We start from the raw sequence: 23,317 nt of genomic DNA on the forward strand, positions 1-23,317 counted from the left end.
GCGCATGGCAAGCACTTTTCAGGCCGTCAAACCCTTCAACACCGGCCGCTGGGTCGTCTGGACGCTGTATGCGTTGCTGCTGGTGGCCGCGCCGCTGCTGTTCAAGAGCAGCCTGTCGCTGACCCTGCTGTCGCAGGCCGGTTACCTGGTCATCATCTGCCTGAGCTACAACATCCTGCTGGGGCAGGGCGGCATGCTCAGTTTCGGCCATGCGGTGTATTCGGGGCTCGGGTCTTTCCTGGCGATTCATGCGATGAACCTGGCGGCAAGCGGCCGCTTTTACATTCCGCTGAGTCTGATCCCGCTGGTCGGCGGCCTGTCGGGGCTGTTCTTTGCCGCCTTGCTGGGCTATGTGAGCACCAAAAAGGCTGGCACCACCTTTGCCATGATCACGCTGGGCATGGGCGAACTGGTGTTTGCGATGTCGCTGATGTTCCCGGAATTCTTTGGCGGCGAAGCTGGCATCACCACCAACCGCGCCTATGGCAAGCCGCTGTGGGGCATCACCTTCGGCCCGCAGATCCAGGTGTATTACCTGATCGCGGTGTACTGCTTCTTTTGCACCGCCGCCATGTTTGCCTTCACCCGCACGCCGCTGGGCCGCATGTTGAACGCCGTGCGCGACAACCCCGAGCGCGTCGAGTTCATCGGCTACAACCCCAGGTGCGTGCGCTACCACGCCTTCATCATCGCCGGCTTTTTTGCCGGCATCGGCGGCGGACTCGCGGCGATCAATTCGGAAATCGTGACGGCCGAAGTGGTCGGCAGCGTGCGCTCGGGCAGCCTGCTGCTGTTCACCTTCCTGGGCGGCGCGACCTTCTTTTTTGGCCCCATCCTGGGCGCTGTCCTGATGGTGCTGGCGCTGGTCTGGCTGTCGGAGCTGTCGATGGCCTGGCTGCTGTATGTCGGGCTGATGTTTTTGTTCATGGTGATGCATGCGCCCGGCGGCATTGCCAGCCTGATCGTGATGAACCTGCGCGTGGCTTCGTTCGGCAAGCTCAAGACCTTGTGGCTGGGCTATCTGGCGCTGGCCGTGACCGCCTTTGCCGCGCTGATGGGCGCTGCCGCCATGGTAGAGATGATTTACCACCTGCAACTCAACGCCGCAGTCGGGCCTGAACTGAAGTTCATGGGATTGACGCTCAACGCCATCCAGTCCGCTACATGGCTGAGCGCCGGACTGGTTTTCCTGACCGGCCTGGGGCTGTTCGAACTGGCGCGCCGCAGGTTCGTTGTGCAATGGAGCCGTATACAAGACGAAATCGAGGATGAAATCGAAACCGAGATCAAGCGCCGGGAATTGCTATGAAAATTGACAATGCACCCCGCGCCCGCTATGCGCTGGAGCTTAAAAACCTTCGAAAAAGCTTCGGCAAGACCGAAATCATTCGTGGCGCCAGCCTGGCCGTCAGCCCCGGCGAGCGGGTCGCCCTCATCGGGCCGAACGGCGCGGGCAAATCGACGCTGTTCAACCTGATCAGCGGCCGCTTCGAGCCCAGCAGCGGCGACATTTTTCTCAACGGCGAGCGCATCAACGGCAAGAAGCCGTTCGAGATCAACCGGCTTGGCCTGTCGCGCAGTTTCCAGATCACCAACATCTTTCCCAAGCTCAGCGTGTTCGAGAACCTGCGCTGCGGCGTGCTGTGGAGCCTGGGCTACAAATACACCTTTTTGAAGTTCCTGGCCAATCTGCATGACGCCAATGCGCGGGCCGATGAACTGATGGCCATGATCAAGCTCGACAGGAAGCGCGATGTGCTCGCCACCCACCTGACCTACGCCGAGCAGCGCGCGCTGGAAATCGGCATCACGATGGCGGGCGGCGCCAGCGTGATTTTGCTGGACGAGCCGACGGCGGGCATGAGCCGCTCCGAAACCAGCCGCTTCATCAGCCTGATCAGGGAAGTCACGGTGGGCAAGACCCTGCTGACGGTCGAGCATGACATGGGCGTGGTGTTCGGCCTGGCCGACAGGATTGCCGTCGTCGTCTATGGGGAAGTGATTGCCTGCGACGTTCCCGAAGCGGTGCGCGCCAACCCGCGCGTGCAGGAAGCCTATCTGGGCTCATCGGTGGCGGATGCGCAAGGGCAGGGGCAGGGGCACTGACATGCTGAAACTCATCAACCTTCACGCCTATTACGGCAAAAGCCACGTCCTGCACGGCGTCTCGTTTGAAGTCCGGCCCGGCGAAATCGTCGCCCTGCTGGGCCGCAACGGCTCGGGCCGCTCGACCACGGCCAAGGCCATCACGGGGCTGGTCGAGTGCCGGGGCTCCATCCTCTGGAAAAACGCGGAAATCGTCGGCAAGAAGGCCTACCAGATTGCGCATCTCGGCCTGGGTTACGTGCCTGAAAACCGCGACATTTTTCCCACGCTGACCGTGCGCCAGAACCTGCTGCTCGGCCAAAAGGGCTCGGGCAAGGGCTCGCGCTGGTCTTTCGACGACATGTACCGCCTGTTTCCGAGTCTGCGCGAGCGCCAGCACACCGAAGCCGGCGTGCTGTCGGGTGGCGAGCAGCAGATGCTCACGCTGTGCCGAACCCTGATGGGCGACCCGGACCTGATCATCATCGACGAGCCGACCGAAGGCCTGGCGCCCAAGATTGTCGAGCTGGTCGGGCAGTACCTGCAAACGCTCAAGGCCCGCAGCGTTTCGGTGCTGCTGATCGAGCAGAAACTGACGATTGCCATGGCGATTTCCGACCGGGCACTGGTCATGGGCCACGGCCGCATCGTGTTCGACGGCACGCCGGGCAGCCTGCGGGCCGATGCCGGCATCCGAAAGGAATGGCTGGAAGTGTAAAAGGCTGGCGCTGTTGTCACCGCCGGGACAAACCCGCCGCAAAACCCGGGTAAACCCGGGGTGAGCAAGCTTTGTGCCGTCATGAACCCTCCCTACAATGGTAAAAAGAACGGTCGTACTATTTTTTCCGGTGGTTACCTGCGCCTGCCACGGTGCTGATTGCCGCCCGATGCTTCACCACTGACATTTCAACCCAGGAAAGACAATCGCAATGACAACCCTCTACGAAGTCCACGGCTCGGTGGCGCTGATCACCCTGAGCAATCCGCCGGTCAATGGCCTGGGTTACGCCACCCGCGTGTCGCTGACCGACAACCTGCAAAAGGCCAACGACGACGACGCCGTCAAGTCCATCGTCATCACCGGCGCCGGCAAGGCGTTTTCGGGCGGCGCCGACATCAACGAATTCGGCTCGCCCAAGGCGGTGCAGGAACCCAACCTGCTCAGCGTCATCCTGGCGATTGAAAACTCGTCCAAGCCGGTGGTGGCCGCGATTCATTCGGTCTGCATGGGCGGCGGGCTGGAACTGGCGCTGGGCTGCCATTACCGCATCGCCGCGCCCGGTTGCAGCATCGCCCTGCCCGAAGTCAAGCTCGGCCTGCTGCCGGGCGCGGGCGGCACCCAGCGCCTGCCGCGCGCCTTGGGCGTGGAGCCAGCGCTGAACATGATCGTCAGCGGCGAGTCGGTCAAGAGCGACATGCTGGCGCAAATCCCCGGCCAGAAGCTGTTTGACCGGATGGCGTCTTCCGTGGAAACGCTGGCTGACGAGGCGTTTGCCTTTGCGCAGGCGATTGCCGACACGCGCCCCTTGCCGCTGGTGCGCAGTCTGCCGTGCAAGCACCGCAACGGCGATGCCTATTTCCAGTTTGCCCGCAACATGGTCAAGGGCATGGCGAAGAATTTCCCGGCGCCGCTCAAGTGCGTCGATGCGGTGGAGGCGGCGACGAAGCAGAAGTTTGACGAAGGCATGCGGCTGGAGCGCGAGTTTTTCACCAACCTGATGTTTACGCCTGAAAGCCGCGCGCTGCGGCACATTTTCATGGCCGAACGCGCTGCCTCAAAAATCCCCGATTTGCCGGCAGACACGCCGAAACGCGAGATCAATTCGGTTGCCGTGATTGGCGCCGGCACCATGGGCGGCGGCATTGCGATGAACTTCCTGAACGCCGGCATCCCGGTCAAGATGCTGGAGATGAAGCCCGAGGCGCTGGAGCGCGGCATCGCCACGATTCGCAAGAACTACGAGTCGCAGGTCAAGAAGGGCAAGCTGAAGCAGGACAAATACGAGCAGCGCATGGGACTGCTCAGCACCACGCTGAGCTACGGCGACCTCAAAGATGCCGATCTGGTGATCGAAGCCGTGTTCGAGGACATGGGCGTGAAGCAAGCCGTCTTCAGGGAACTCGACCGTGTTATGAAGCCCGGCGCGATCCTGGCATCCAACACCTCGACGCTCGATCTGAACCAGATCGCCTCGTTCACCCAGCGCCCCGAGGATGTCGTGGGCCTGCATTTCTTCAGCCCGGCCAACATCATGAAGCTGCTCGAAGTCGTGCGCGGCGAGAAAACCGGCAAGGACGTGCTGGCCACGGTCATGGCGATCGCCAAGAAAATCCGCAAGACCGCCGTGGTGTCCGGCGTGTGCGACGGCTTCATAGGCAACCGCATGATCGAGCAGTACGGCCGCCAGGGCGGTTTTTTGCTCGACGAGGGCTGCACGCCCGAACAGGTGGACAAGGCCATCGAGAAATTCGGTTTTGCCATGGGACCGTTCCGCATGGGCGACCTGGCCGGCAACGACATCGGCTGGGCCATCCGCAAGCGCCGCTACCAGGAAAAGCCGGACATGAAATACAGCAAGACCGCCGATTTGCTGTGCGAGAAGGGTCGCTTCGGGCAAAAGACCGGCGCCGGCTGGTACGACTACGTGGCCGGCAAGCGCGACGCGATTCCGAACCAGGAAGTCGTCAAGATGATCGAGGAGCACCGAGCTTCACTGGGCATCACGCCGCGCAAGATTTCGGACGAGGAAATCGTCCAGCGGCTGGTGTATTCGCTGGTCAACGAGGGCGCGCACATCCTGGAAGAGGGCATTGCGTCCAAGGCCAGCGACATCGACATGGTGTATTTGATGGGCTACGGTTTCCCGATTTACCGGGGCGGCCCGATGCTGTACGCCGACCAGGTCGGCCTCTTCAACGTGGTGCAGGCGATGAAGCGCTTTGCGAAAAATCCGCTCGACGACGCCGGTTTCTGGAAGCCCGCGCCGCTGCTGGCACGGCTCGCCGCCGAAGGCAAGACCTTTAACTGACCAGCGCCCACCCCGTCAAGCCCCCCTAATTCGGAGATTTTCATGACCTCAGCTGTAATCGTTTCCACCGCCCGCACCCCTCTGGCCAAGAGCTGGAAGGGCGCCTTCAACATGACGCACGGCGCCACCCTGGGCGGCCATGCCGTGCAGCACGCCATGGCCAGAGCCGGCATCGACGCCGCCGAAGTCGATGACGTCATCATCGGCTGCGCCACGCCCGAAGGCGCGACCGGCGCCAACATCGCGCGGCAGATCGCCCTGCGCGCCGGTTGCCCGGTCAGCGTCTCGGGCATGACCGTGAACCGCTTTTGCTCGTCCGGCCTGCAGGCGATTGCGCTGGCGTCGCAGCGCATCATTGCCGGCGAAGCCGATATCTACGTCGCCGGCGGCGTCGAAAGCATTTCCTGCGTGCAGCAGGAGATGAACACCCACATGCTGCGCGAGGACTGGCTCGCCAAGAACAAGCCCGAGATTTACTGGAACATGCTGCAAACCGCCGAGCAGGTCGCCAAGCGCTACGAAATCAGCCGAGAACGCATGGACGACTACGGCGCGGCCAGCCAGCAAAAAGCCACCGCCGCGCTGGCTGCCGGCCTGTTCGAGGCCGAGATCGCACCGATCACCGTCACCATGGGCGTCGCCGATCCGGTGATGGGCTTGATGACCAAACAGGTCACGGTCAGCCAGGACGAGGGCATTCGCGCCGGAACGACGAAGGAAGGCATCAGCGGCCTGCGCTCGGCGATTCCGGGCGGCCTGATCTCGGCCGGCAATGCCAGCCAGTTTTCGGACGGCGGCGGCGCGGTCGTGGTGATGGACGAAAAAGTCGCAGAGCGCAAAGGCCTCAAGCCGCTGGGACGCTTCCTGGGTTTTGCCGTGGCCGGCTGCGAGCCCGATGAAATGGGCATCGGCCCGGTGTTTGCCATTCCCAAGGTGCTCGCCAAGCTGGGCCTGAGCGTCAGTGACATCGACCTGTGGGAACTCAACGAAGCGTTTGCCGTGCAGGTGCTGTACTGCGCCGACAAGCTGGGCATTCCCATGGACCGGCTCAACGTCAATGGCGGCGCGATTGCCGTCGGCCACCCCTACGGCGTCACCGGCCAGCGCCTGACCGGCCACGCGCTGATCGAAGGCAAGCGGCGCGGCGCCAGGCGCGTTTGCGTGACGATGTGCATAGGCGGCGGCATGGGCGCTGCGGGCGTGTTCGAGGTGTTGTGAGGCCGCGAACGGTTTCGAGCAAATTTGTGGCGCGCCTGGAAGCGGTCATCTGGATTTTGATTTATGGTGGCCTGCTGGCGTTGATTCTGGGCCTGTGGGTTGCGCCGATGGACGACGACACCGGCTGGTCGCTGATGGCGGGCGGCGGGCTGGCGGCGGCCGTGGGCTTGGCCCTGATCTATGTCCGCTCGCGAATCAACACCGAACCCTGAACAAATTAAAAGGAGACTTTCCATGACCCGCACCATCCAGCAACTGTTCGACCTCAAGGGCCGGACCGCACTCGTCACCGGCGGCTCGCGCGGCCTGGGCCTGCAACTGGCGCAGGCGCTGGGCGAGGCCGGCGCCCGGGTCATGCTCAGCTCGCGCAAGGCTGAAGACCTGGTCGAGTCCGCTGGCGTGCTGAAAGCCGCCGGCATCGACGTGGACTGGATTGCCGCCGACTGCGCGAAAGAGGACGACATCCGCGCCCTGGCCGACGAAACCATCAGGCGCTTCGGCCATGTGGACATCCTGGTCAACAACGCCGGCGCCGCCTGGGGCGCGCCGGCCGAAGACCATCCGGTCGAAGCCTGGGACAAGGTGATGAATCTCAATGTGCGCGGCTACTTCATCCTGTCGCAGCACATCGCCAAACACAGCATGATTCCGCGCAAGTCGGGCCGCATCATCAACGTGGCATCGATTGCCGGGCTGGGCGGCAATCCGCGCGGCATGAACACGATTGCCTACAACACCTCCAAGGGCGCGGTCATCAACTTCACCCGGGCGCTGGCGTGCGAATGGGGTGACCACAAGATCACCGTGAACGCCATTTGCCCGGGATTTTTCCCGAGCAGGATGACGGTCGGCACACTCAAGGCCATGGGCGAGGAACAACTCGCCACCCACGCGCCGCTGGGCCGGCTGGGCGACGACGAGGACTTGAAGGGCCTGTGCGTGCTGTATGCGTCGGATGCGGGCAAGCACATCACCGGCCAGTGGCTGGCGGTCGATGGCGGCGTTTCCGTGATCACCGGAGGTTGATCAGATGAACTTCGGCGCAGAAATCCCTTTCGTCACGCACCTCGGCTTCAGGCTGGAACTGTTTGAAGGCGGCGAGTCGGCCATTGGCTACACGCCGCTGCCCGAGCATCTCAATTCGTTTGCCGTCACGCATGGCGGCGCCTGCATGACGCTGCTCGACGTGGCCATGGCCGTGGCCGCGCGCAGCGTGCAAAAGGACATGGGCGTGGTCACCATCGAGATGAAAACCAGCTTCATGCGGCCCGCGCCCGGCGACGGCAGCCCGCTCACGGCCAGGGGCCGGCTGGTGCATCGCACCCTGTCGCTGGCGTTTGCCGAGGCCACGATTTACGATGCCCAAGGCCAGGCCTGCGCCCACTCGACCGGAACCTTCAAGTACGTCAGGCGCAAGGCGAGCGAAGCGGGGAATGCGCCCGATTCGCCCGTCAGGCCGATTTCAACCGACTGAAACCCGTTTTTATGTATCAAATCATGCTTTTGCGCAAGCAGGACGCGCATTGACAGCTATTAATTAAAGAGCAAAACAGCTATTTAAAGCTTCAACCTCATTCAAGGAGATTCCCATGCCCGCCAATCAGCAGTTCCTGCTCGACAACCGGCCCGCCGGCGAAGCCGTCGCCAGCAATTTCAAGCTCGTCAGCAGCGAAACGCCCCCCTTGCAGGATGGCCAGGTGCTGGTGCGCCACCATTATTTGAGCCTGGACCCCTACATGCGCGGCCGCATGAGCGACTCCAAGAGCTACACCGCGCCGCAGCCGCTGGGCGAGGTGATGCTGGGCGGCACCGTCGGCGAAGTGGTCGAAAGCCGCTCGCCCAGGTTCCAGCCCGGCGACAAGGTGGTCGGCATGGGCGGCTGGCAGCTCTACAGCGTGGTGAACGCCGACGAGCCCGGCGCGCTGCGCAAGGTCGATACCTCCCATGTGCCGCTGTCCTACTACCTGGGCGCCGTCGGCATGCCCGGCGTCACGGCCTGGTACGGCCTGGTGAAGATCATCGAGCCCAAGGCCGGCGAAACCATGGTCGTGAGTGCCGCGACGGGCGCCGTCGGCAGTGCTTTTGCCGCCCTGGCCAAGGCGCGCGGCTGCCGCACGGTCGGCATTGCCGGCGGCCCGGACAAATGCCGTTACGCGGTGGAAGAACTCGGCTTTGACGCCTGCATCGACTACAAGCTGCACCAGGATGCGGCGTCGCTGTCCAAGGCGCTCAAGGAAGCCTGCCCGGACGGCATCGACGGCTACTTTGAAAACGTCGGCGGCATGGTGCTCGATGCGGTGCTGCCGCGCATGAACGCATTTGGCCGGATTGCCGTGTGCGGCATGATTGCCGGCTACGACGGCAAGCCCATGCCGCTGACCTGTCCGGCGCTGATTCTGACCAGCCGGCTCAAGGTGCAGGGCTTTATCGTCACCGAACACATGGACATCTGGCCCGAAGCGCTGAAGGAACTCGCTGGACTGGTGGCCACGGGCACGCTGCGCCCTCGGGAATCAGTGGCAGAGGGCCTTGAAGCCGCCCCTGAAGCCTTTTTGGGCCTGCTCAAGGGCAAGAACTTCGGCAAGCAACTGGTCAAACTCATTTAACTTCCGAACCCGGGAGGCGGCCATGGACATCACCCATGAAGTCTTCAACCAGCCCGAACCGCTGGTGAACTACAACCTGTTCGAGGGCAACCAGCCCTTGCGCGATGCCCTGAAGTTCAACGCGCCGGGGCTGGACACGGCGGGGCTCATGCAACTGGGCGCCCGGCTCGGCACGGCCGACATGCAAACACATGCCCGGCTGGCGAATGTGCATGCGCCCGAGTTGCATACCCATGACCGTTTCGGCCGGCGTATCGACCAGGTCGAATTCCATCCGAGCTACCACGCGCTGATGACCGAGGCCGTGGGCGCCGGGCTGCATGGCACGCCGTGGGCACATCATGAAAGCCCGTCGCCGCATGTCGAACGCGCCGCCGGCTTCATGCTGTTCACCGAACTGGAGCCGTCCAGCCTGTGCCCGATTTCCATGACCTACGCCGTCACCCCCGCCTTGCGCGGCAACCCGGCGATTTATGCCGACTGGTCGCCCGGGCTCACCAGCCGGCAGTACGACCCGATGCTGAAAGTGTGGAGCGACAAGCCCGGCGTCACCATGGGCATGGGCATGACGGAAAAGCAGGGCGGCTCGGACGTGCGCGCCAACACCACGCGGGCCGTGCCCGACGGCACGGACGGCTGGGGCCAGCGTTTTGCCGTGACCGGCCACAAGTGGTTTTTCTCGGCGCCGATGTGCGACGCCTTCCTGATCCTGGCGCAGGCGCCTGCGGGCCTGTCGTGCCTGTTCCTGCCGCGCGTGCTGCCTGACGGCTCGCTCAACGCGATCCGCATCCAGCGCCTGAAGGACAAGCTCGGCAACAAGGCCAATGCCAGCTCGGAAGTCGAGTTCAGCGCTGCCAGCGCCTGGCTGGTGGGCGAAGAAGGCCGGGGCGTGCCGCAAATCCTGGCCATGGGCAGCATGACGCGGCTTGACTGCGCCCTGGGCACCAGCGGACTGATGCGGCAGGCGCTCAGCCTGGCCCTGAACCACACCGCCCAGCGCAGCGCGTTTGGCCAGCCCCTGATCGGGCAGCCGCTGATGCGCAACGTGCTGGCCGACCTTGCTATTGAAAGTGAAGCTGCTTGCGCTTTATCCATCAGGCTTGCAAGGTGTTTTGATCATCAAAATGATGCACACGGGCAGGCCCTGTCGCGCCTGCTCACGCCGGTGGCCAAGTTCTGGATCTGCAAGCGCGGCAGCGCGTTTGCCCAGGAAGCCATGGAATGCCTGGGCGGCAACGGCTATGTGGAGGAGGGCGGCGAAGGCATCATGGCGCGCATCTACCGCGAGATGCCGGTCAACTCGATCTGGGAGGGCGCGGGCAACATCATGGCGCTGGACCTGCTGCGCGCCCTGCGCAAGCCCGCCGCCGTGGCCGCGCTGACGCAGGAACTGCGGGCCGCCAAAGGCGCGCATCCGGCGCTTGACCGGATGGCCCGCGCCCTGCCGGTGCGCCTGGAAGAAATGGCGTCTGAACCGCAGGCCAGGCGCCTGGCGCAGGAGGTGGCGCTGGCATTGCAGGCCGCGCTGCTCTGCCAGACCGCGCCCCGTGCGGTGGCTGACGCATTTTGCGATTCGCGCCTGGCCGGCCACTGGGGCCAGACCTTCGGCACACTGGCATCAAGCACTGATTTCGACCGCATCATTGAACGGGCCATGCCCCGGAAACTTTCATAATGCCAATGATTTCAATTTCCAGGAGCCCTTCATGACCACGCCTCCGACCCTGATTTTTCACCATTACCCGTCCTCGCCTTTTTCCGAAAAGGTCCGGCTGATGCTGGGCTACAAAAACATTCCCTGGAAGTCAGTGGTCATCCCGATGGTTAGTCCCAAGCCCGACCTTATTGCTCTCACGGGGGGCTACCGCAAGACGCCGGTGCTGCAGATCGGCGCCGACATCTATTGCGACACGGCGCTGATTGCCGATGTGCTGGAGCACATCCAGCCGCTGCCCACGCTGTACCCCGAACCCAGCAAGGGCATGGCGCGCATCCTGGCGCAATGGGCTGATAGCACGCTGTTCCAGACTGCCATGGCCTATAACCTGCAGCCCCGGGGCCTGTCCCAGCTGTTCGAGCATGCGCCGCCCGAGGCCGCCCAGGCGTTTGTGCAAGACCGCAAGGCCATGAGCGCGGGCATGGCGCGCCAGCGCCCGCAGGATGCCACGGCGGCCTACAAATCTTATTTGCGCCGCCTGTCGGACATGCTCGACGTCCGGCCGTTCATCCTGGGCGACGTGCCGTGCATCACCGACTTTGCGATGTACCACCCGCTGTGGTTCACGCGGGTACGCACCTCGGTGCTGGCCGGCCTGCTGGAAGCCACGCCAGCGGTGCTCGACTGGATGGATCGCATGGCCGCCATCGGTCACGGCGCCATGGAAAAGTCCAGCGCGCTGCAAGCCATCCAGGTCGCCGCCGCTTCGGTGCCTGCGGCCTTGCACGACGACATTTTTCAGGACGAGCATGGCATTGCGCTGGGCAGCCAGGTCGTGGTCAGCGCCGAAAGCTTTGGCCTGGAGCCTACGCATGGCGAACTGGTGGCCGCCACCCGCATGCACTACACGCTGCGCCGCACCGACGAGCGCGCCGGCCTGGTGCATGTGCATTTCCCGCGCATCGGCTATTCGCTCAAACCCGGCGAGGCGGCATGAGCGGCATTGAATGGCGTTTCATGGCCTTTGATGAATTGACCGCCGCCCAGCTTTATGCCGTGCTGCGGCTGCGCAGCGAGGTTTTCGTGGTCGAGCAGGCATGCCTCTTTCAGGACATGGACGGCGCGGACCCGCAGGCCATGCATGTGCTGGGCAGCGCGCAAGGCGCCTTGGTGGCCTATGCACGCTGCTTTGCCGCCGGCATCAAGTTTGCCGAAGCCAGCATCGGCCGGATTGTTACCGCCCCTTCGGTGCGCGGCAGCGGCGCGGGCCATGCGCTGGTGGAACAAGCCATTGCCTGCCTGTCACGGCAATGGGGCGCACAAGCCATCAGGATTGGCGCGCAGGCCCGGCTGGAAAGTTTTTACGGCCGGCATGGCTTTGAAAACACCGGCCGGCCCTACCTGGAAGACGGGATTGCCCATCTGGAAATGCTGCGTGTTTAATTATTTGGCCCTGCGATCTTGTTGCATCGCCTTGGCCGCCAAGTCATTCGATCCCTGCAAGCCCCCCGGCGCGGAAAGCACGACCGCAGTTTTTATCGCCTCTATCAACTGCTCCGACTGCGCCTTGACCTGTGTGCTGAAGGTGCCAAGACCCAAGGTCAGGAACAGGCAAACCAGCAGCGTCAGACCGATTGAGAACCGCAGTCGCAGGCGACGCTTCAGGCGAACCCTGTAATCGCAATAATCGCGGTAGTCTCGGTTGCTCCAGTTGGCACGGCGTTCTACGGTAAAAGGGAACATGGCAACATCTCCTCCAGGGGTTTGAATGGGTTATTCCATTTTTTTAATTTAATGCGACATGCCGTTGCTTTCGCTAATGCTTTCATTGTTCTCAAAGACGAACGATTTACCAATCACTTTAAATGGTTACATGCCGTCAACCGTTGTAGATGATGCGTCAATCTCATCCGTGGGAGGTAAAGAAAGAAAATTTTTGAGATTTTTGTGTATTTTTTAACGAATTATGGATTTTGAAAAAAGTTAGTTTTGCATTGAAAATTCAGTAACTACAAGTAATTAGAGCAATGGGCTAGTAGATTTTTTCAGGGTTTTGCGTATCAATACGGCTTATGGTGTAAGCGTAGGAACTTAATAAGTAACAATTTTTCCAAGCAGACAGCACCCGACAGTCAGTAAGCTGTCATAGACATGTCTCACGCTCTGTGGTCTGATGGAAACAAAAGGTAAGGGAGAAATCATGGAAATTCGTAACGAGTCACAAGCCGCCTCGGACTTTTTGATAAAGAATAACTCAGTGTCAACGAGCTACCACCTGGCGCCTCACAGTGGCCTGCCCTCCATGTGGCCTGGATTCCTCACAGGTCAGGCGGAACAACCTGTTCGTGTGCTGCTGATTGACGATGATCCGCACATGAGCCGTGTCATTGCCCATGAATTGCTGGCCGATTTGCGGATCAACCTGCTGGGGCAGGGCGGCAGCGTGCGGGAAGGCCGTCGCCTGATCAGCCAGAACGAGTTCGATGTGATGCTGGTCGATCTGAATCTGGGCGACGGCACGGGTTTTGCCCTGATCGAATACATGAAAACCGTGCGGCCCATGGCTGAGGCCATCGTCATCTCGGCCATGGAAGACGAGCAGCATGCCTTGCATGCGTTTGAACTCGGCGCCACCGGCTACCTGGTGAAAAACTCCTGGTTTGGCAACTTTCCGCAAGCTGTTTTGCAGGTGGTCAATGGCGGAGCCTCCATCACGCCCAACCTTGCGCGCCGGCTGCTCAACAAATTCGAGCAACCTCAAAACAATGTTCAAACCCTGCAGGAGAACAAAAACAAGGAAAAGCTGTCGGAGCGCGAAAAACAAGTCCTCAAGCTGGTGGCTTCAGGCTACACCAGCACTGAAATCGGCTCACGGCTGATCATCAGCGGTCAAACCGTCAACACGCACATCAAGAACATCTACCGCAAGCTCAATGTTCGCACGCGTGCGCAAGCGGTAAGTTTTGCGGCCAGCCGAGGGCTTTTCTAAACAACTTGAGCGTGGGGCTCAAGGTCTGAAGCGGTTTGCCCGGGGTTGTTTAAGGTTGGTGTCAAACTTGTCGCCTTTGGGTTGATGCTCTTGCGCGACCTGTTTCAAATTATCCAGTTCGCCAGCATGGCAACAGCTTGTCATTGCGTTCAAGGCGCTCGTATTTTTGCACTGTCGGTCTGCTTGCTGCCATTGGCGCACGCTGCGGTTTCAGACATCCAATGCCTTGATGGCATCGGCATCGAGCAGGTTGGCGGCCTGCATGCCCAGGGCGTGAAAACGCGCCTGACTTATGCTGTCGGTGCCACGCATGTGTCGGTGCTTCGTTTGCCAGAATTTTTCATGCTGGCCCGGGAACTGGCTGAAGCGTTGTCCCGATAGGCCGCACGCACACTAGCACCTCCATTTTTTCCATTTCCTGAGCCACGACTTCCATGCCCACCCATTTTTTATTCAAATTATTTTCATCGGCATTGCTTGTCACCAGTGTGCTGTTGACCGGCTGCAACGATGCTCCAGGCACTGGCGCCACCGAAAAATCTGCAAAAACCACATCTGCGCCAGTTTCAATGGCTGCACTGGCTGCGCAAGCCATCGGCTTCACGGCTGGCTCACAGATGAGCGCGCGCACGGTGTTTGTTTTCTTTGATGCCCAGTGCCCTCATTGCGGCGTGCTCTGGGAGGCGGCCAAACCGCTGAAGTCGCAGGCAAAATTCGTCTGGATTCCAGTAGGCATCCTCAATGCATCCAGCACATCCCAGGGCGCCACCATTCTGGCCGCAGCAGATCCGGTGGCCGAGATGGACAAGCACGAAGCCTCCTTGCAGGCCGGGCAGGGCGGCATCAGCGCAGCAGCAAACATTGATGCGAACAAAGCATCCATTGCAAAGAACACCGAATTGATGACCAGCTTTGGATTTGCTTCCATTCCTGTGATTATTGGAACGAACGCCCAAACTGGCGCTTTGGTAACGCAGGAAGGCGCCATGCCCACAGCAGCGCTTGCGAAATTGCTGGGATTGCAAGCGCCTGCAAATTAACCCAAGCTGGATTCGAGCCAGGTTTCAGGGCTGCACACGAATTTTTTCTGGTATTCGAACGGTATTGCGCTGACTATTTTTGATGAAAATAGACTTTTGCGCAATACCAGTGGATATAGTTTGCTATTTAATTGGTAGCGTACTTCTGCCGTTTCTCCAAGCTGCGCTTAAAAAAGGACGCGGCTGCGAATGGTGCCTGGAACATTCGCCAGCTTGGCAAGGGCCATGTCGGAATGCGCCGCATCAATGTCGATCACCACATAACCGATGGCCTCATTGGTCTGCAGGTACTGCGAGGCAATGTTGATGTGGTTGTCGGAAAACACCCGGTTGATTTCCGACAGCACACCCGGCACGTTGCGGTGAATATGCAGCAGGCGGTGCTTGCCCGGATGGGCCGGCAAGGCCACTTCAGGAAAGTTGACGGAAGACGTCGAGGTGCCGTTGTCGCTGTACTTGACCAGTTTTTCAGCGACCTCGATGCCAATGTTCGCCTGCGCCTCCATCGTCGAACCGCCAACATGTGGCGTCAAAATCACATTGTCAAGGCCGCGCAGGGGCGACTCGAACATGTCCTTGTTGCTTCGCGGCTCGACCGGAAACACATCAATCGCCGCGCCCAGCAATTTTTTCTGGCGCAGGGCTTCGGCCAGCGGCTCAATCTCGACCACCGTGCCGCGCGAGGCATTGATCAGCACGCTGCCCGACTTCATTGACGCAATTTCTGCAGCGCCAATCATCCATTGGGTGCTTTGGGTTTCGGGGACATGCAAGGTGACCACGTCAGACTGCGCCAGCAAATCCTTCAGGCTGGCGACCTGCTGCGCATTGCCCAGGGGAAGCTTGGTGACCACATCAAAAAACACCACGCGCATGCCCAGTCCCTCGGCCAGCACCGAGAGCTGGGTTCCGATGGAGCCGTAACCAATGATGCCCAGTGTCTTGCCGCGAATCTCATAAGCGTTTTCGGCCGACTTCAGCCAGCCGCCCCGATGCGCCACGGCGCTTTTCTCGGGGATGCCGCGCAGCAGCAGAATCGCCTCGGCCAATACCAGTTCAGCGACGGAACGGGTATTGGAAAACGGTGCGTTGAACACGGCAATGCCGCGCTCGCGTGCCGCTTGCAGGTCCACCTGGTTGGTGCCTATGCAAAAGCAGCCGACAGCGGCAAGCTTTGAGGCGTGGGCAAACACTTCGGCGGTGAGTTGGGTACGCGAGCGGATGCCGACAAAATGCACGTCTGCAATCTTGCGCTTGAGCTCGTCGTCAGGCAAAGCGCCTGCCAGGCTTTCAATCTGGGTATAACCAGCGGTCTTGAGCACATCAATGGCCGAAGGATGAATGCCTTCCAGGAGGAGGAATTTGATTTTGTTTTTGTCGGTCGAGGTTTTGGTCATGAAATTTTCCGGGTCAGTAATGGTTCGGGCGCCAGTATGGATGAACGCGCAATCTCCGGGCGGGTTGCATACGCTTGACCCTGATTGACTGTCGGTTTGCTTGGCTGAAGCCGGAAAGAGCGAATGCCACAGGCCTTATTCGGAAGAATGAGAGGTGTCCTTTGACAACTTCCGCCATTCAAGAGTTCATGGGATCGGAGGAAAAACCTTCATAAAGAAGTGCTTGTGTCAAAAGCTTGAAAATTGACGCTATAATTTGAGGCTAGATTCCTCAATAGCTCAGTTGGTAGAGCGCCGGACTGTTAATCCGTAGGTCCCTGGTTCGAGCCCAGGTTGAGGAGCCAGATTAGCCTTATGGGCACTGCAAAGCCTGCTATTTAAAAAATAGTAGGCTTTTCTACTTTTAGATGCTGAATCAGCAGCTGCTCGGCGCGCGTGGCCACGACATACGCCGCGCGGCATTCGTCATGGGTGACGTAGCGCTGGCGCTTGATCTCGGGGTTGTGCATGATGGTGTACCTGGGCCGCCTGGGCTGCTGCCTGGAGTTGGCCCTGCGCCCCGGCGTGCAGCACTCGGCGCGCAAGAAGTGAATACAACCTGCAGCGGGCGCTGCTCCGGAGTCAGGCTCTCCCGCCGCCTGCGCCAATGATGAGGTTGAACACTTCCCGCAGCAAGACCAGCTCGCTCATCGCACTTCCCCGCAATTCGCTGATCGGCTTGAATACGCCGCCGAGCGCTTCGATAGCGGCTTTTGGCGCATCCAGGGTGGTGAAGCGCAGCAGGTGGATGCGCACCGGGCCGGTTTCCGTTTGTGCCCAATGGTTGAACTCGCTGACATGCACCAGTTCATCAGGGTTCAGGCCGCAGCGCTTGACCACGGCTTGCTTGACGGCGTCGCCCGCATATTCAGGGCCGATATCGGCCGGCGCCGGCATCGGGGACGTGGAGGCGGGCAGGGCTTCGGGCCAGAGCAGGGTCTTGCCCCAGCGCGGGAACACCAGTGCCGTGCTGTAACTGTCGAAATGCGTGAGGATCACGCGGTTGTGGGCCAGGATGCCGTCTGTAGTCATGTTCAATTCCTTGGGGTAGCGGTAGATGTCGTTTCGATCAAAAGTCCGCCAGGCTGCTCAATAAGGGTCGCCGGCGGGCATGTGGATGCCGGGCGTCATGTAGAACTTGTCGCGCTTGTAGGACTTCAGGGTCATGCAGCCTTGCCCAAGCAAGATGCGTGACAGCACCGCCAGTGGCGTGAATCCAGCGGCGCGAACGGCTCGCGCCGGATGCAATAACACGGGAAAGTCAACTTTATGCTGACAAATTTTCGCGCGTGGCGCGTAGATGACGAATGGCTGTCTTCAATCATGCGCGCCACACAAACACATCAGAATTTGAGGCGTTGCTATTCAAAAAGATAGCAGGGGTCTTTCTGTTTCAACAGTAAAGTGGCACAATCCGCAGTTGTTTCTGAAGGTCCTTCCTTGCCACAGTCGCATCCGCTAATCGGTTCAGCCGTGTTGCGGAAGGTTAATTAACCAGCTTTAACCAGCTAATGTTTCCCAAAGGGAAACGGAGGTCAGCGGATATGAGTTCAAACTCGCAGTCACCTGCGTCTGTCTATACAGCCTACCAAGGCAATACCTATCTTTTCGGCGGCAATGCGCCCTATGTCGAAGAGATGTATGAAAATTATCTTGCCAATCCTGGCAGCGTCACCGACAACTGGCGTGAGTATTTCGACGCGCTGCAGCATGTCGCGGCAACGGACGGCAGCAATGCGAAAGACGTTCCGCATTTGCCCGTCGTCAATGCCTTTGCCGAACGCGCCAAGCAGGGTCAAACCAAAGTCGTGGTCGCCAGCGGCGCGGATTCTGAAATGGGCCGCAAGCGCACATCCGTCCAGCAACTGATCGCCGCTTATCGCAATGTCGGCGCACGCTGGGCCGATCTTGATCCGCTCAAGCGCGCCGAACGAGACAATATTCCTGAACTGGATCCGTCTTTTTACGGTTTCACCGATGCCGACCAGGAGATCGTGTTCAACACCAGCAACACGTTCTTCGGCAAGGAAACCATGAGCCTGCGCGAGCTGCTCAATGCGCTGCGCGAAACCTATTGCGGCACGATAGGCGCCGAATACATGTACGCCACCGACCAGAACCAGAAGCGCTGGTGGCAGCAAAAGTTAGAGAGCATTCGCAGCAAACCCAATCTATCCAAGGAAAAGAAGCTTCATCTTCTGGACCGCCTCTCGGCGGCCGAAGGCCTTGAGCGCTTTTTGCACACGAAGTACGTGGGTCAGAAGCGTTTCTCGCTCGAAGGCGGCGAAAGCTTCATTGCCAGCATGGACGAGCTGATCCAGCGCGGCGGCGAAATCGGCGTGCAGGAAATCGTGATTGGCATGGCGCACCGGGGCCGCCTGAATGTGCTGGTCAACTCCCTGGGCAAGGTGCCGGCCAACCTGTTTGCCGAGTTTGACCATACCGCGCCTGAAGACTTGCCAAGCGGCGACGTGAAATACCACCAGGGTTTCAGCTCCGACGTAACGACTCCCGGCGGTCCGGTTCACCTGTCGCTGGCGTTCAATCCGTCGCACCTTGAAATTGTGAACCCGGTGGTCGAAGGCTCGGTGCGTGCCCGCATGGACCGCCGTGCCGACCCCAAAGGCCTGCAGGTGTTGCCCGTGCTGGTGCATGGCGATGCTGCGTTTGCTGGGCAGGGCGTGGTCATGGAAACACTGGCACTGGCTGAAACCCGTGGTTATTCCACGGGCGGCACGGTCCATCTTGTGATCAACAACCAGATCGGCTTTACCACCAGCGATCCGCGCGACAGCCGCTCCACGCTGTATTGCACCGACGTCGTCAAGATGATTGAAGCGCCCGTGCTGCACGTCAATGGTGATGACCCGGAAGCCGTTGTGCTAGCCACCCAACTGGCGCTTGAGTTCCGCATGGAATTCCAGAAGGATGTCGTGGTTGACATCATCTGTTTCCGCAAACTGGGCCACAACGAGCAGGACACCCCGGCGCTGACCCAGCCGCTGATGTACAAAAAGATTGCGCAGCATCCCGGCACACGCCGCCTCTATGCCGACAAGCTGACAGCGCAAGGCTTTGGCGAAACGCTGGGCGACGACATGGTCAAGGCCACGCGCGCCGCACTGGATGCCGGTAAGAGCACGTTTGACCCGGTCCTGACCAACTTCAAGAGCAAGTACGCAGTGGACTGGAGCCCCTACGTCGGCAAGAAGTGGACCGATGCAGGCGACACGGCCATTCCCATGGCCGAGTGGAAACGTCTGGCCACTAAAATCACGACCATTCCTGCAACCGTAACGCCGCACAATCTGGTCAAGAAAGTGTATGACGACCGCGCAGCCATGGGGCGTGGCGATATTCCGGTGGACTGGGGCATGGGCGAGCACATGGCTTTTGCATCGCTGGTGGCCAGCGGCTATCCGGTACGCCTGTCAGGCGAAGATTGCGGACGCGGAACTTTCACGCACCGCCATTCCGTGATCCACGACCAGAGCCGTGAAAAATGGGATACGGGCACTTACGTGCCGCTGCAGAACGTGGCTGACAATCAGGCTCCGTTTGTTGTCATCGACTCGATCCTCTCGGAAGAAGCCGTGCTGGCCTTTGAGTATGGCTACGCGTCCAACGATCCAAGCACCATGGTGATCTGGGAAGCCCAGTTCGGCGATTTTGCCAATGGCGCTCAAGTGGTGATTGACCAGTTCATTGCGTCTGGCGAAGTCAAATGGGGCCGTGTCAACGGTATCACCCTGATGCTGCCGCACGGCTATGAGGGCCAGGGTCCAGAACACAGTTCGGCACGCCTGGAGCGTTTCATGCAGCTGTCGGCCGATGCCAACATGCAGGTGGTCCAGCCGACCACCGCCAGCCAGATTTTCCATGTGCTGCGTCGCCAGATGGTACGCAACCTGCGCAAGCCGCTGATCATCATGACGCCGAAGTCGCTGCTGCGCAACAAGGACGCGACTTCGCCGCTGTCCGAGTTCACCAAGGGCGCTTTTCAGACCGTCATTCCCGAGAACAAGGAAGAGATCATCAAAAAGGCCGATAAGGTCAGGCGGATCGTGGCCTGTTCCGGCAAGGTGTATTACGACCTGGTCAAGAAGCGTGAGGAAAAAGGCATTGATGATGTCGTGATCCTTCGTGTCGAGCAGCTCTACCCCTTCCCGCACAAGGCTTTTGCCGCCGAGTTGAAAAAATATCCCAATGCCGCCGACATCGTGTGGTGCCAGGATGAGCCGCAAAACCAGGGAGCCTGGTTCTTTGTGCAGCACTACATCCATGAGAACATGCTTGACGGCCAAAAGCTGGGCTATTCGGGACGCGCAGCGTCGGCTTCTCCAGCCGTCGGTTATTCGCATCTGCATCAGGAGCAGCAAAAGGCGCTGGTGGACGGCGCATTTTCCAAGTTGAAGGGTTTTATCCTGACCAAATAAGGGTCAAGCTACTTCCTGAAATACAAGAAAACACTCGAAAGAATCAAAATGGCTATCGTAGAAGTTAAAGTTCCCCAGTTGTCCGAATCCGTGGCCGAAGCCACCATGCTGCAATGGAAAAAGAAGGTCGGCGACGCAATTGCAATTGACGAGATCCTGATTGAAATCGAAACCGACAAGGTTGTCCTCGAAGTCCCCGCGCCCTCGGCCGGTGTGCTGATTGAGTTGGTGGTGGCTGATGGCGGCACGGTGGTGTCGGATCAGGTGATTGCAAGAATCGATACCGAAGGCAAGGCCGGTGCAACGGCGCCTGCCGCTGCTGCGCCAACTGCGGCAACAGCATCGGTGGCAGCACCGGCTCCGGTTGCAACGGGCGGCTCCATGGCGGGCGTTCCCATGCCTTCCGCTGCCAAGCTGATGGCGGACAACAGCCTGGCGGCAGGCAGTGTTCCCGGAACCGGCAAGGATGGACGTGTCACCAAGGGTGATGTTCTGGGTGCTACGGCTGCCGGTGCTACTAAATCAGTAGCTGCTAGCGCAATCCCGACGGGCGCACCGACCACTTCCTTGCCTAAAGTGGCATCACCGGTGAAAGCGGTTGACCTGGGTGAGCGTCCTGAGCAGCGGGTTCCCATGAGCCGTCTGCGCGCGCGCATCGCTGAGAGGCTTTTGCAATCTCAATCAACCAATGCCATCTTGACGACCTTCAACGAAGTCAACATGGCCCCGGTGATGGATATGCGCAAGAAGTTCCAGGATGCCTTCAGCAAGGAGCATGGCGTCAAGATCGGCTTCATGAGCTTTTTCGTCAAAGCTGCGGTGCACGCGCTCAAGAAGTTCCCGATGATCAACGCATCGGTGGACGGCAACGACATCGTCTATCACGGCTACTTTGACATTGGCATTGCCGTCGGTTCGCCGCGCGGCCTGGTCGTGCCTATCCTGCGCAATGCGGATCAGATGAGCTTTGCCGACATCGAAAAGAAAATTGCTGAATTTGGCCAGAAGGCCAAGGATGGCAAGTTGGGCATCGAAGAGATGACTGGCGGCACGTTCTCGATTTCCAATGGCGGAACCTTCGGTTCGATGCTTTCAACACCCATCATCAACCCGCCACAGTCCGCGATTCTGGGCGTGCATGCGACCAAAGACCGTGCGGTTGTCGAAAATGGCCAGATCGTGATTCGTCCGATGAACTACCTCGCCATGAGCTACGACCACCGCATCATCGACGGCCGCGAGGCTGTGCTGGGTCTGGTTGCCATGAAAGAGGCGCTGGAAGATCCAGCCCGCCTGCTGTTCGATATTTAAACCCTGTCGGGGCAAAGGAGGGCGGCAGCCATGTGGCTGTTCGCCCCTGCCTCCTATTTACTGGAAAAGAACATGTCCAAACAATTTGACGTGATCGTCATCGGCGGCGGTCCCGGCGGCTATATTGCGGCTATTCGTGCCGCCCAGCTGGGTTTTAATGTTGCCTGTATTGACGAATGGAAGAATGCCAAAGGCGGTCCTGCCCTTGGCGGAACCTGCACCAACATTGGCTGCATTCCCTCCAAAGCCCTGTTGCAATCCTCGGAATATTACGAGCATGCGGGCCACCACTTTGCCGATCATGGCATTGAGGTCAAGGGCTTGGGACTTGATGTGGCGAAGATGGTCGGCCGCAAGGATACGGTCGTCAAGCAAAACAACGACGGCATCATTTACCTGTTCAAAAAGAACAAGGTGGCTTTTTTCCATGGCCGTGGCTCTTTCGCGGCTGCCAAGGATGGTGCCTACGACATCAAGGTCGCAGGCACTGCCGAGGAAACCATCTCCGGCAAGCACATCATTGTGGCTACAGGCTCGAATGCCAGGGCTTTGCCCGGCACGCCTTTCGATGAAGTCAATATTTTGTCCAATGACGGTGCCCTGCGCATCGGTGCTGTTCCCCAAAAGCTGGGTGTCATCGGCTCGGGCGTGATTGGCCTGGAAATGGGTTCGGTCTGGCGGCGCCTGGGTGCCGAGGTGACGATTCTCGAAGGATTGCCCACCTTTTTGGGTGCGGTTGATCAGCAGATCGCCAAAGAGGCGCACAAGGCATTCACCAAGCAGGGCCTGAAAATCGAGCTGGGCGTCCAGGTCGGCGAGATCAAGAATGGCAAGACGGGCGTGTCAATCGCTTATGCCAATGCCAAGGGTGAAGCACAGACGCTGGAAGTTGACAAGCTCATCATTTCCATCGGCCGCACGGCCAACACCATCGGACTGAACCCGGAAGCCGTGGGCTTGAGTTTGGACGAGCGTGGCGCGATTGTGGTCGATGGCGACTGCAAAACCAACTTGCCCAATGTGTGGGCAGTGGGTGACGTGGTGCGTGGCCCGATGCTGGCGCACAAGGCAGAAGAAGAGGGCGTGGCAGTGGCTGAGCGTATCGCTGGTCAGCACGGCCATGTCAACTTCAACACCATTCCCTGGGTCATTTACACCAGCCCCGAAATTGCATGGGTGGGTCAGACCGAAGAACAGCTGAAAGCTGAAGGACGTGCTTACAAAGCGGGCACATTCCCCTTCATGGCCAACGGCCGGGCGCGGGCACTGGGCGATACGACCGGCATGGTCAAGATGCTGGCGGATGCCGCAACCGATGAAATTCTCGGTGTCCATATCGTCGGACCCATGGCCAGCGAGTTGATTTCTGAGTGCGTTGTGGCGATGGAGTTTCGCGCCAGCAGCGAAGACATCGCCCGGATTTGCCATGCCCATCCATCGCTCAGCGAGGCCACCAAGGAAGCGGCTCTGGCGGTTGACAAGCGGACGCTGAACTTCTGATTTTCAGGTT

Annotated in this window: 23 protein-coding genes and 1 tRNA gene; 19 read left to right on the plus strand and 5 right to left on the minus strand. The window is 60.0% G+C overall.

The window, feature by feature from the left end; all coding sequences use genetic code 11:
* The first annotated feature begins 4 nt into the window (after window positions 1-4).
* The 12 genes from PNAP_RS09205 (at window position 5) to PNAP_RS09260 (ending at window position 12,038) form a co-directional block, all read left to right on the plus strand.
* On the plus strand, window positions 5-1,309 hold the full coding sequence (locus PNAP_RS09205) for a branched-chain amino acid ABC transporter permease (RefSeq protein WP_011801230.1): 1,305 nt from the start codon (window positions 5-7) through the stop codon (window positions 1,307-1,309).
* Window positions 1,306-2,106, plus strand: a complete 801-nt coding sequence (locus PNAP_RS09210) for an ABC transporter ATP-binding protein (protein ID WP_011801231.1) — start codon at window positions 1,306-1,308, stop codon at window positions 2,104-2,106. Before PNAP_RS09205 ends, PNAP_RS09210 begins: the two co-directional genes overlap by 4 nt.
* A gap of 1 nt (window position 2,107) precedes the next feature.
* The gene (locus tag PNAP_RS09215) at window positions 2,108-2,803 is read left to right on the plus strand and encodes an ABC transporter ATP-binding protein (RefSeq protein ID WP_011801232.1); all 696 of its coding nucleotides are present in this window, start codon (window positions 2,108-2,110) and stop codon (window positions 2,801-2,803) included.
* 211 nt (window positions 2,804-3,014) lie between these two features.
* The gene (locus PNAP_RS09220; RefSeq protein ID WP_011801233.1) at window positions 3,015-5,114 is read left to right on the plus strand and encodes a 3-hydroxyacyl-CoA dehydrogenase NAD-binding domain-containing protein; all 2,100 of its coding nucleotides are present in this window, start codon (window positions 3,015-3,017) and stop codon (window positions 5,112-5,114) included.
* Between the two features lie 42 nt (window positions 5,115-5,156).
* Window positions 5,157-6,332, plus strand: a complete 1,176-nt coding sequence (locus tag PNAP_RS09225; RefSeq protein WP_011801234.1) for an acetyl-CoA C-acyltransferase — start codon at window positions 5,157-5,159, stop codon at window positions 6,330-6,332.
* Between the two features lie 26 nt (window positions 6,333-6,358).
* Window positions 6,359-6,544 (plus strand): hypothetical protein, encoded by a 186-nt coding sequence (locus PNAP_RS09230; RefSeq protein WP_332261698.1) that lies wholly within the window; start codon window positions 6,359-6,361, stop codon window positions 6,542-6,544.
* Between the two features lie 22 nt (window positions 6,545-6,566).
* On the plus strand, window positions 6,567-7,358 hold the full coding sequence (locus tag PNAP_RS09235) for an SDR family oxidoreductase (RefSeq protein WP_011801235.1): 792 nt from the start codon (window positions 6,567-6,569) through the stop codon (window positions 7,356-7,358).
* A 4-nt stretch (window positions 7,359-7,362) separates the two neighbouring features.
* Window positions 7,363-7,806, plus strand: a complete 444-nt coding sequence (locus PNAP_RS09240; RefSeq protein ID WP_011801236.1) for a PaaI family thioesterase — start codon at window positions 7,363-7,365, stop codon at window positions 7,804-7,806.
* Between the two features lie 115 nt (window positions 7,807-7,921).
* Window positions 7,922-8,938, plus strand: a complete 1,017-nt coding sequence (locus PNAP_RS09245; protein WP_011801237.1) for an NADP-dependent oxidoreductase — start codon at window positions 7,922-7,924, stop codon at window positions 8,936-8,938.
* Window positions 8,939-8,960: 22 nt separating this feature from the next.
* Window positions 8,961-10,613, plus strand: a complete 1,653-nt coding sequence (locus PNAP_RS09250) for an isovaleryl-CoA dehydrogenase (RefSeq protein ID WP_011801238.1) — start codon at window positions 8,961-8,963, stop codon at window positions 10,611-10,613.
* Window positions 10,614-10,644: 31 nt separating this feature from the next.
* Window positions 10,645-11,592: a glutathione S-transferase family protein gene (locus PNAP_RS09255; protein ID WP_011801239.1), complete on the plus strand. Its 948-nt coding sequence runs from the start codon at window positions 10,645-10,647 to the stop codon at window positions 11,590-11,592.
* On the plus strand, window positions 11,589-12,038 hold the full coding sequence (locus tag PNAP_RS09260) for a GNAT family N-acetyltransferase (protein ID WP_011801240.1): 450 nt from the start codon (window positions 11,589-11,591) through the stop codon (window positions 12,036-12,038). Before PNAP_RS09255 ends, PNAP_RS09260 begins: the two co-directional genes overlap by 4 nt.
* Here PNAP_RS09260 and PNAP_RS09265 read toward each other — a convergent pair whose 3' ends face one another.
* Window positions 12,039-12,338, minus strand: coding sequence for a hypothetical protein (locus PNAP_RS09265; protein WP_011801241.1), 300 nt, complete (start codon window positions 12,336-12,338; stop codon window positions 12,039-12,041). It abuts the gene before it with no gap.
* A 457-nt stretch (window positions 12,339-12,795) separates the two neighbouring features.
* Between PNAP_RS09265 and PNAP_RS09270 the strand changes: the two genes are divergently transcribed.
* The 3 genes from PNAP_RS09270 (at window position 12,796) to PNAP_RS09280 (ending at window position 14,624) form a co-directional block, all read left to right on the plus strand.
* Window positions 12,796-13,584 (plus strand): response regulator transcription factor, encoded by a 789-nt coding sequence (locus PNAP_RS09270; protein ID WP_011801242.1) that lies wholly within the window; start codon window positions 12,796-12,798, stop codon window positions 13,582-13,584.
* Window positions 13,585-13,674: 90 nt separating this feature from the next.
* The gene (locus PNAP_RS09275) at window positions 13,675-13,965 is read left to right on the plus strand and encodes a hypothetical protein (RefSeq protein ID WP_157040251.1); all 291 of its coding nucleotides are present in this window, start codon (window positions 13,675-13,677) and stop codon (window positions 13,963-13,965) included.
* A gap of 53 nt (window positions 13,966-14,018) precedes the next feature.
* Window positions 14,019-14,624: a thioredoxin fold domain-containing protein gene (locus tag PNAP_RS09280; protein WP_011801244.1), complete on the plus strand. Its 606-nt coding sequence runs from the start codon at window positions 14,019-14,021 to the stop codon at window positions 14,622-14,624.
* A gap of 167 nt (window positions 14,625-14,791) precedes the next feature.
* Here PNAP_RS09280 and serA read toward each other — a convergent pair whose 3' ends face one another.
* Window positions 14,792-16,021: a phosphoglycerate dehydrogenase gene (gene serA, locus PNAP_RS09285; protein ID WP_011801245.1), complete on the minus strand. Its 1,230-nt coding sequence runs from the start codon at window positions 16,019-16,021 to the stop codon at window positions 14,792-14,794.
* Between the two features lie 268 nt (window positions 16,022-16,289).
* Here serA and PNAP_RS09290 point away from each other — a divergent pair.
* Window positions 16,290-16,365, plus strand: a tRNA-Asn gene (locus PNAP_RS09290).
* Between the two features lie 33 nt (window positions 16,366-16,398).
* On the opposite strand, the gene PNAP_RS28145 is transcribed toward PNAP_RS09290, so the two are convergent.
* The 3 genes from PNAP_RS28145 to PNAP_RS26895 form a co-directional block, all read right to left on the minus strand.
* Window positions 16,399-16,530, minus strand: a complete 132-nt coding sequence (locus PNAP_RS28145) for a hypothetical protein (protein WP_269667329.1) — start codon at window positions 16,528-16,530, stop codon at window positions 16,399-16,401.
* A gap of 112 nt (window positions 16,531-16,642) precedes the next feature.
* A complete protein-coding gene (locus PNAP_RS09295; protein ID WP_011801246.1) occupies window positions 16,643-17,092 on the minus strand; it encodes a hypothetical protein in 450 nt (149 codons plus the stop codon).
* Window positions 17,093-17,149: 57 nt separating this feature from the next.
* Window positions 17,150-17,314 (minus strand): hypothetical protein, encoded by a 165-nt coding sequence (locus tag PNAP_RS26895; RefSeq protein WP_157040252.1) that lies wholly within the window; start codon window positions 17,312-17,314, stop codon window positions 17,150-17,152.
* Between the two features lie 290 nt (window positions 17,315-17,604).
* On the opposite strand from PNAP_RS26895, the gene PNAP_RS09300 reads away from it, so the two are divergent.
* The 3 genes from PNAP_RS09300 to lpdA all read left to right on the plus strand — a co-directional run bounded on the left by PNAP_RS09300 (window position 17,605) and on the right by lpdA (window position 23,307).
* Window positions 17,605-20,496: a 2-oxoglutarate dehydrogenase E1 component gene (locus tag PNAP_RS09300; protein ID WP_011801247.1), complete on the plus strand. Its 2,892-nt coding sequence runs from the start codon at window positions 17,605-17,607 to the stop codon at window positions 20,494-20,496.
* A gap of 48 nt (window positions 20,497-20,544) precedes the next feature.
* Window positions 20,545-21,807: a 2-oxoglutarate dehydrogenase complex dihydrolipoyllysine-residue succinyltransferase gene (odhB, locus tag PNAP_RS09305; RefSeq protein WP_011801248.1), complete on the plus strand. Its 1,263-nt coding sequence runs from the start codon at window positions 20,545-20,547 to the stop codon at window positions 21,805-21,807.
* A gap of 72 nt (window positions 21,808-21,879) precedes the next feature.
* Entirely contained in the window at window positions 21,880-23,307 is a 1,428-nt protein-coding gene (gene lpdA, locus PNAP_RS09310) for a dihydrolipoyl dehydrogenase (RefSeq protein WP_041377139.1), read from the plus strand.
* The last annotated feature ends 10 nt before the right edge of the window (window positions 23,308-23,317 follow it).

Source organism: Polaromonas naphthalenivorans CJ2 (assembly GCF_000015505.1).
In the GTDB taxonomy this organism is placed as follows: domain Bacteria; phylum Pseudomonadota; class Gammaproteobacteria; order Burkholderiales; family Burkholderiaceae_C; genus Polaromonas; species Polaromonas naphthalenivorans.

Excerpts from the sequence above, each read along its gene's own strand:
- PNAP_RS09205 (WP_011801230.1), top strand. The coding sequence starts at position 5 with ATGGCAAGCACTTTTCAGGCCGTCAAACCCTTCAACACCGGCCGCTGG.
- PNAP_RS09210 (WP_011801231.1), top strand. The coding sequence starts at position 1,306 with ATGAAAATTGACAATGCACCCCGCGCCCGCTATGCGCTGGAGCTTAAA.
- PNAP_RS09215 (WP_011801232.1), top strand. The coding sequence starts at position 2,108 with ATGCTGAAACTCATCAACCTTCACGCCTATTACGGCAAAAGCCACGTC.
- PNAP_RS09220 (WP_011801233.1), top strand. The coding sequence starts at position 3,015 with ATGACAACCCTCTACGAAGTCCACGGCTCGGTGGCGCTGATCACCCTG.
- PNAP_RS09225 (WP_011801234.1), top strand. The coding sequence starts at position 5,157 with ATGACCTCAGCTGTAATCGTTTCCACCGCCCGCACCCCTCTGGCCAAG.
- PNAP_RS09235 (WP_011801235.1), top strand. The coding sequence starts at position 6,567 with ATGACCCGCACCATCCAGCAACTGTTCGACCTCAAGGGCCGGACCGCA.
- PNAP_RS09240 (WP_011801236.1), top strand. The coding sequence starts at position 7,363 with ATGAACTTCGGCGCAGAAATCCCTTTCGTCACGCACCTCGGCTTCAGG.
- PNAP_RS09245 (WP_011801237.1), top strand. The coding sequence starts at position 7,922 with ATGCCCGCCAATCAGCAGTTCCTGCTCGACAACCGGCCCGCCGGCGAA.
- PNAP_RS09250 (WP_011801238.1), top strand. The coding sequence starts at position 8,961 with ATGGACATCACCCATGAAGTCTTCAACCAGCCCGAACCGCTGGTGAAC.
- PNAP_RS09255 (WP_011801239.1), top strand. The coding sequence starts at position 10,645 with ATGACCACGCCTCCGACCCTGATTTTTCACCATTACCCGTCCTCGCCT.
- PNAP_RS09260 (WP_011801240.1), top strand. The coding sequence starts at position 11,589 with ATGAGCGGCATTGAATGGCGTTTCATGGCCTTTGATGAATTGACCGCC.
- PNAP_RS09265 (WP_011801241.1), bottom strand. The coding sequence starts at position 12,338 with ATGTTCCCTTTTACCGTAGAACGCCGTGCCAACTGGAGCAACCGAGAC.
- PNAP_RS09270 (WP_011801242.1), top strand. The coding sequence starts at position 12,796 with ATGGAAATTCGTAACGAGTCACAAGCCGCCTCGGACTTTTTGATAAAG.
- PNAP_RS09280 (WP_011801244.1), top strand. The coding sequence starts at position 14,019 with ATGCCCACCCATTTTTTATTCAAATTATTTTCATCGGCATTGCTTGTC.
- serA (WP_011801245.1), bottom strand. The coding sequence starts at position 16,021 with ATGACCAAAACCTCGACCGACAAAAACAAAATCAAATTCCTCCTCCTG.
- PNAP_RS28145 (WP_269667329.1), bottom strand. The coding sequence starts at position 16,530 with ATGCACAACCCCGAGATCAAGCGCCAGCGCTACGTCACCCATGACGAA.
- PNAP_RS09295 (WP_011801246.1), bottom strand. The coding sequence starts at position 17,092 with ATGACTACAGACGGCATCCTGGCCCACAACCGCGTGATCCTCACGCAT.
- PNAP_RS09300 (WP_011801247.1), top strand. The coding sequence starts at position 17,605 with ATGAGTTCAAACTCGCAGTCACCTGCGTCTGTCTATACAGCCTACCAA.
- odhB (WP_011801248.1), top strand. The coding sequence starts at position 20,545 with ATGGCTATCGTAGAAGTTAAAGTTCCCCAGTTGTCCGAATCCGTGGCC.
- lpdA (WP_041377139.1), top strand. The coding sequence starts at position 21,880 with ATGTCCAAACAATTTGACGTGATCGTCATCGGCGGCGGTCCCGGCGGC.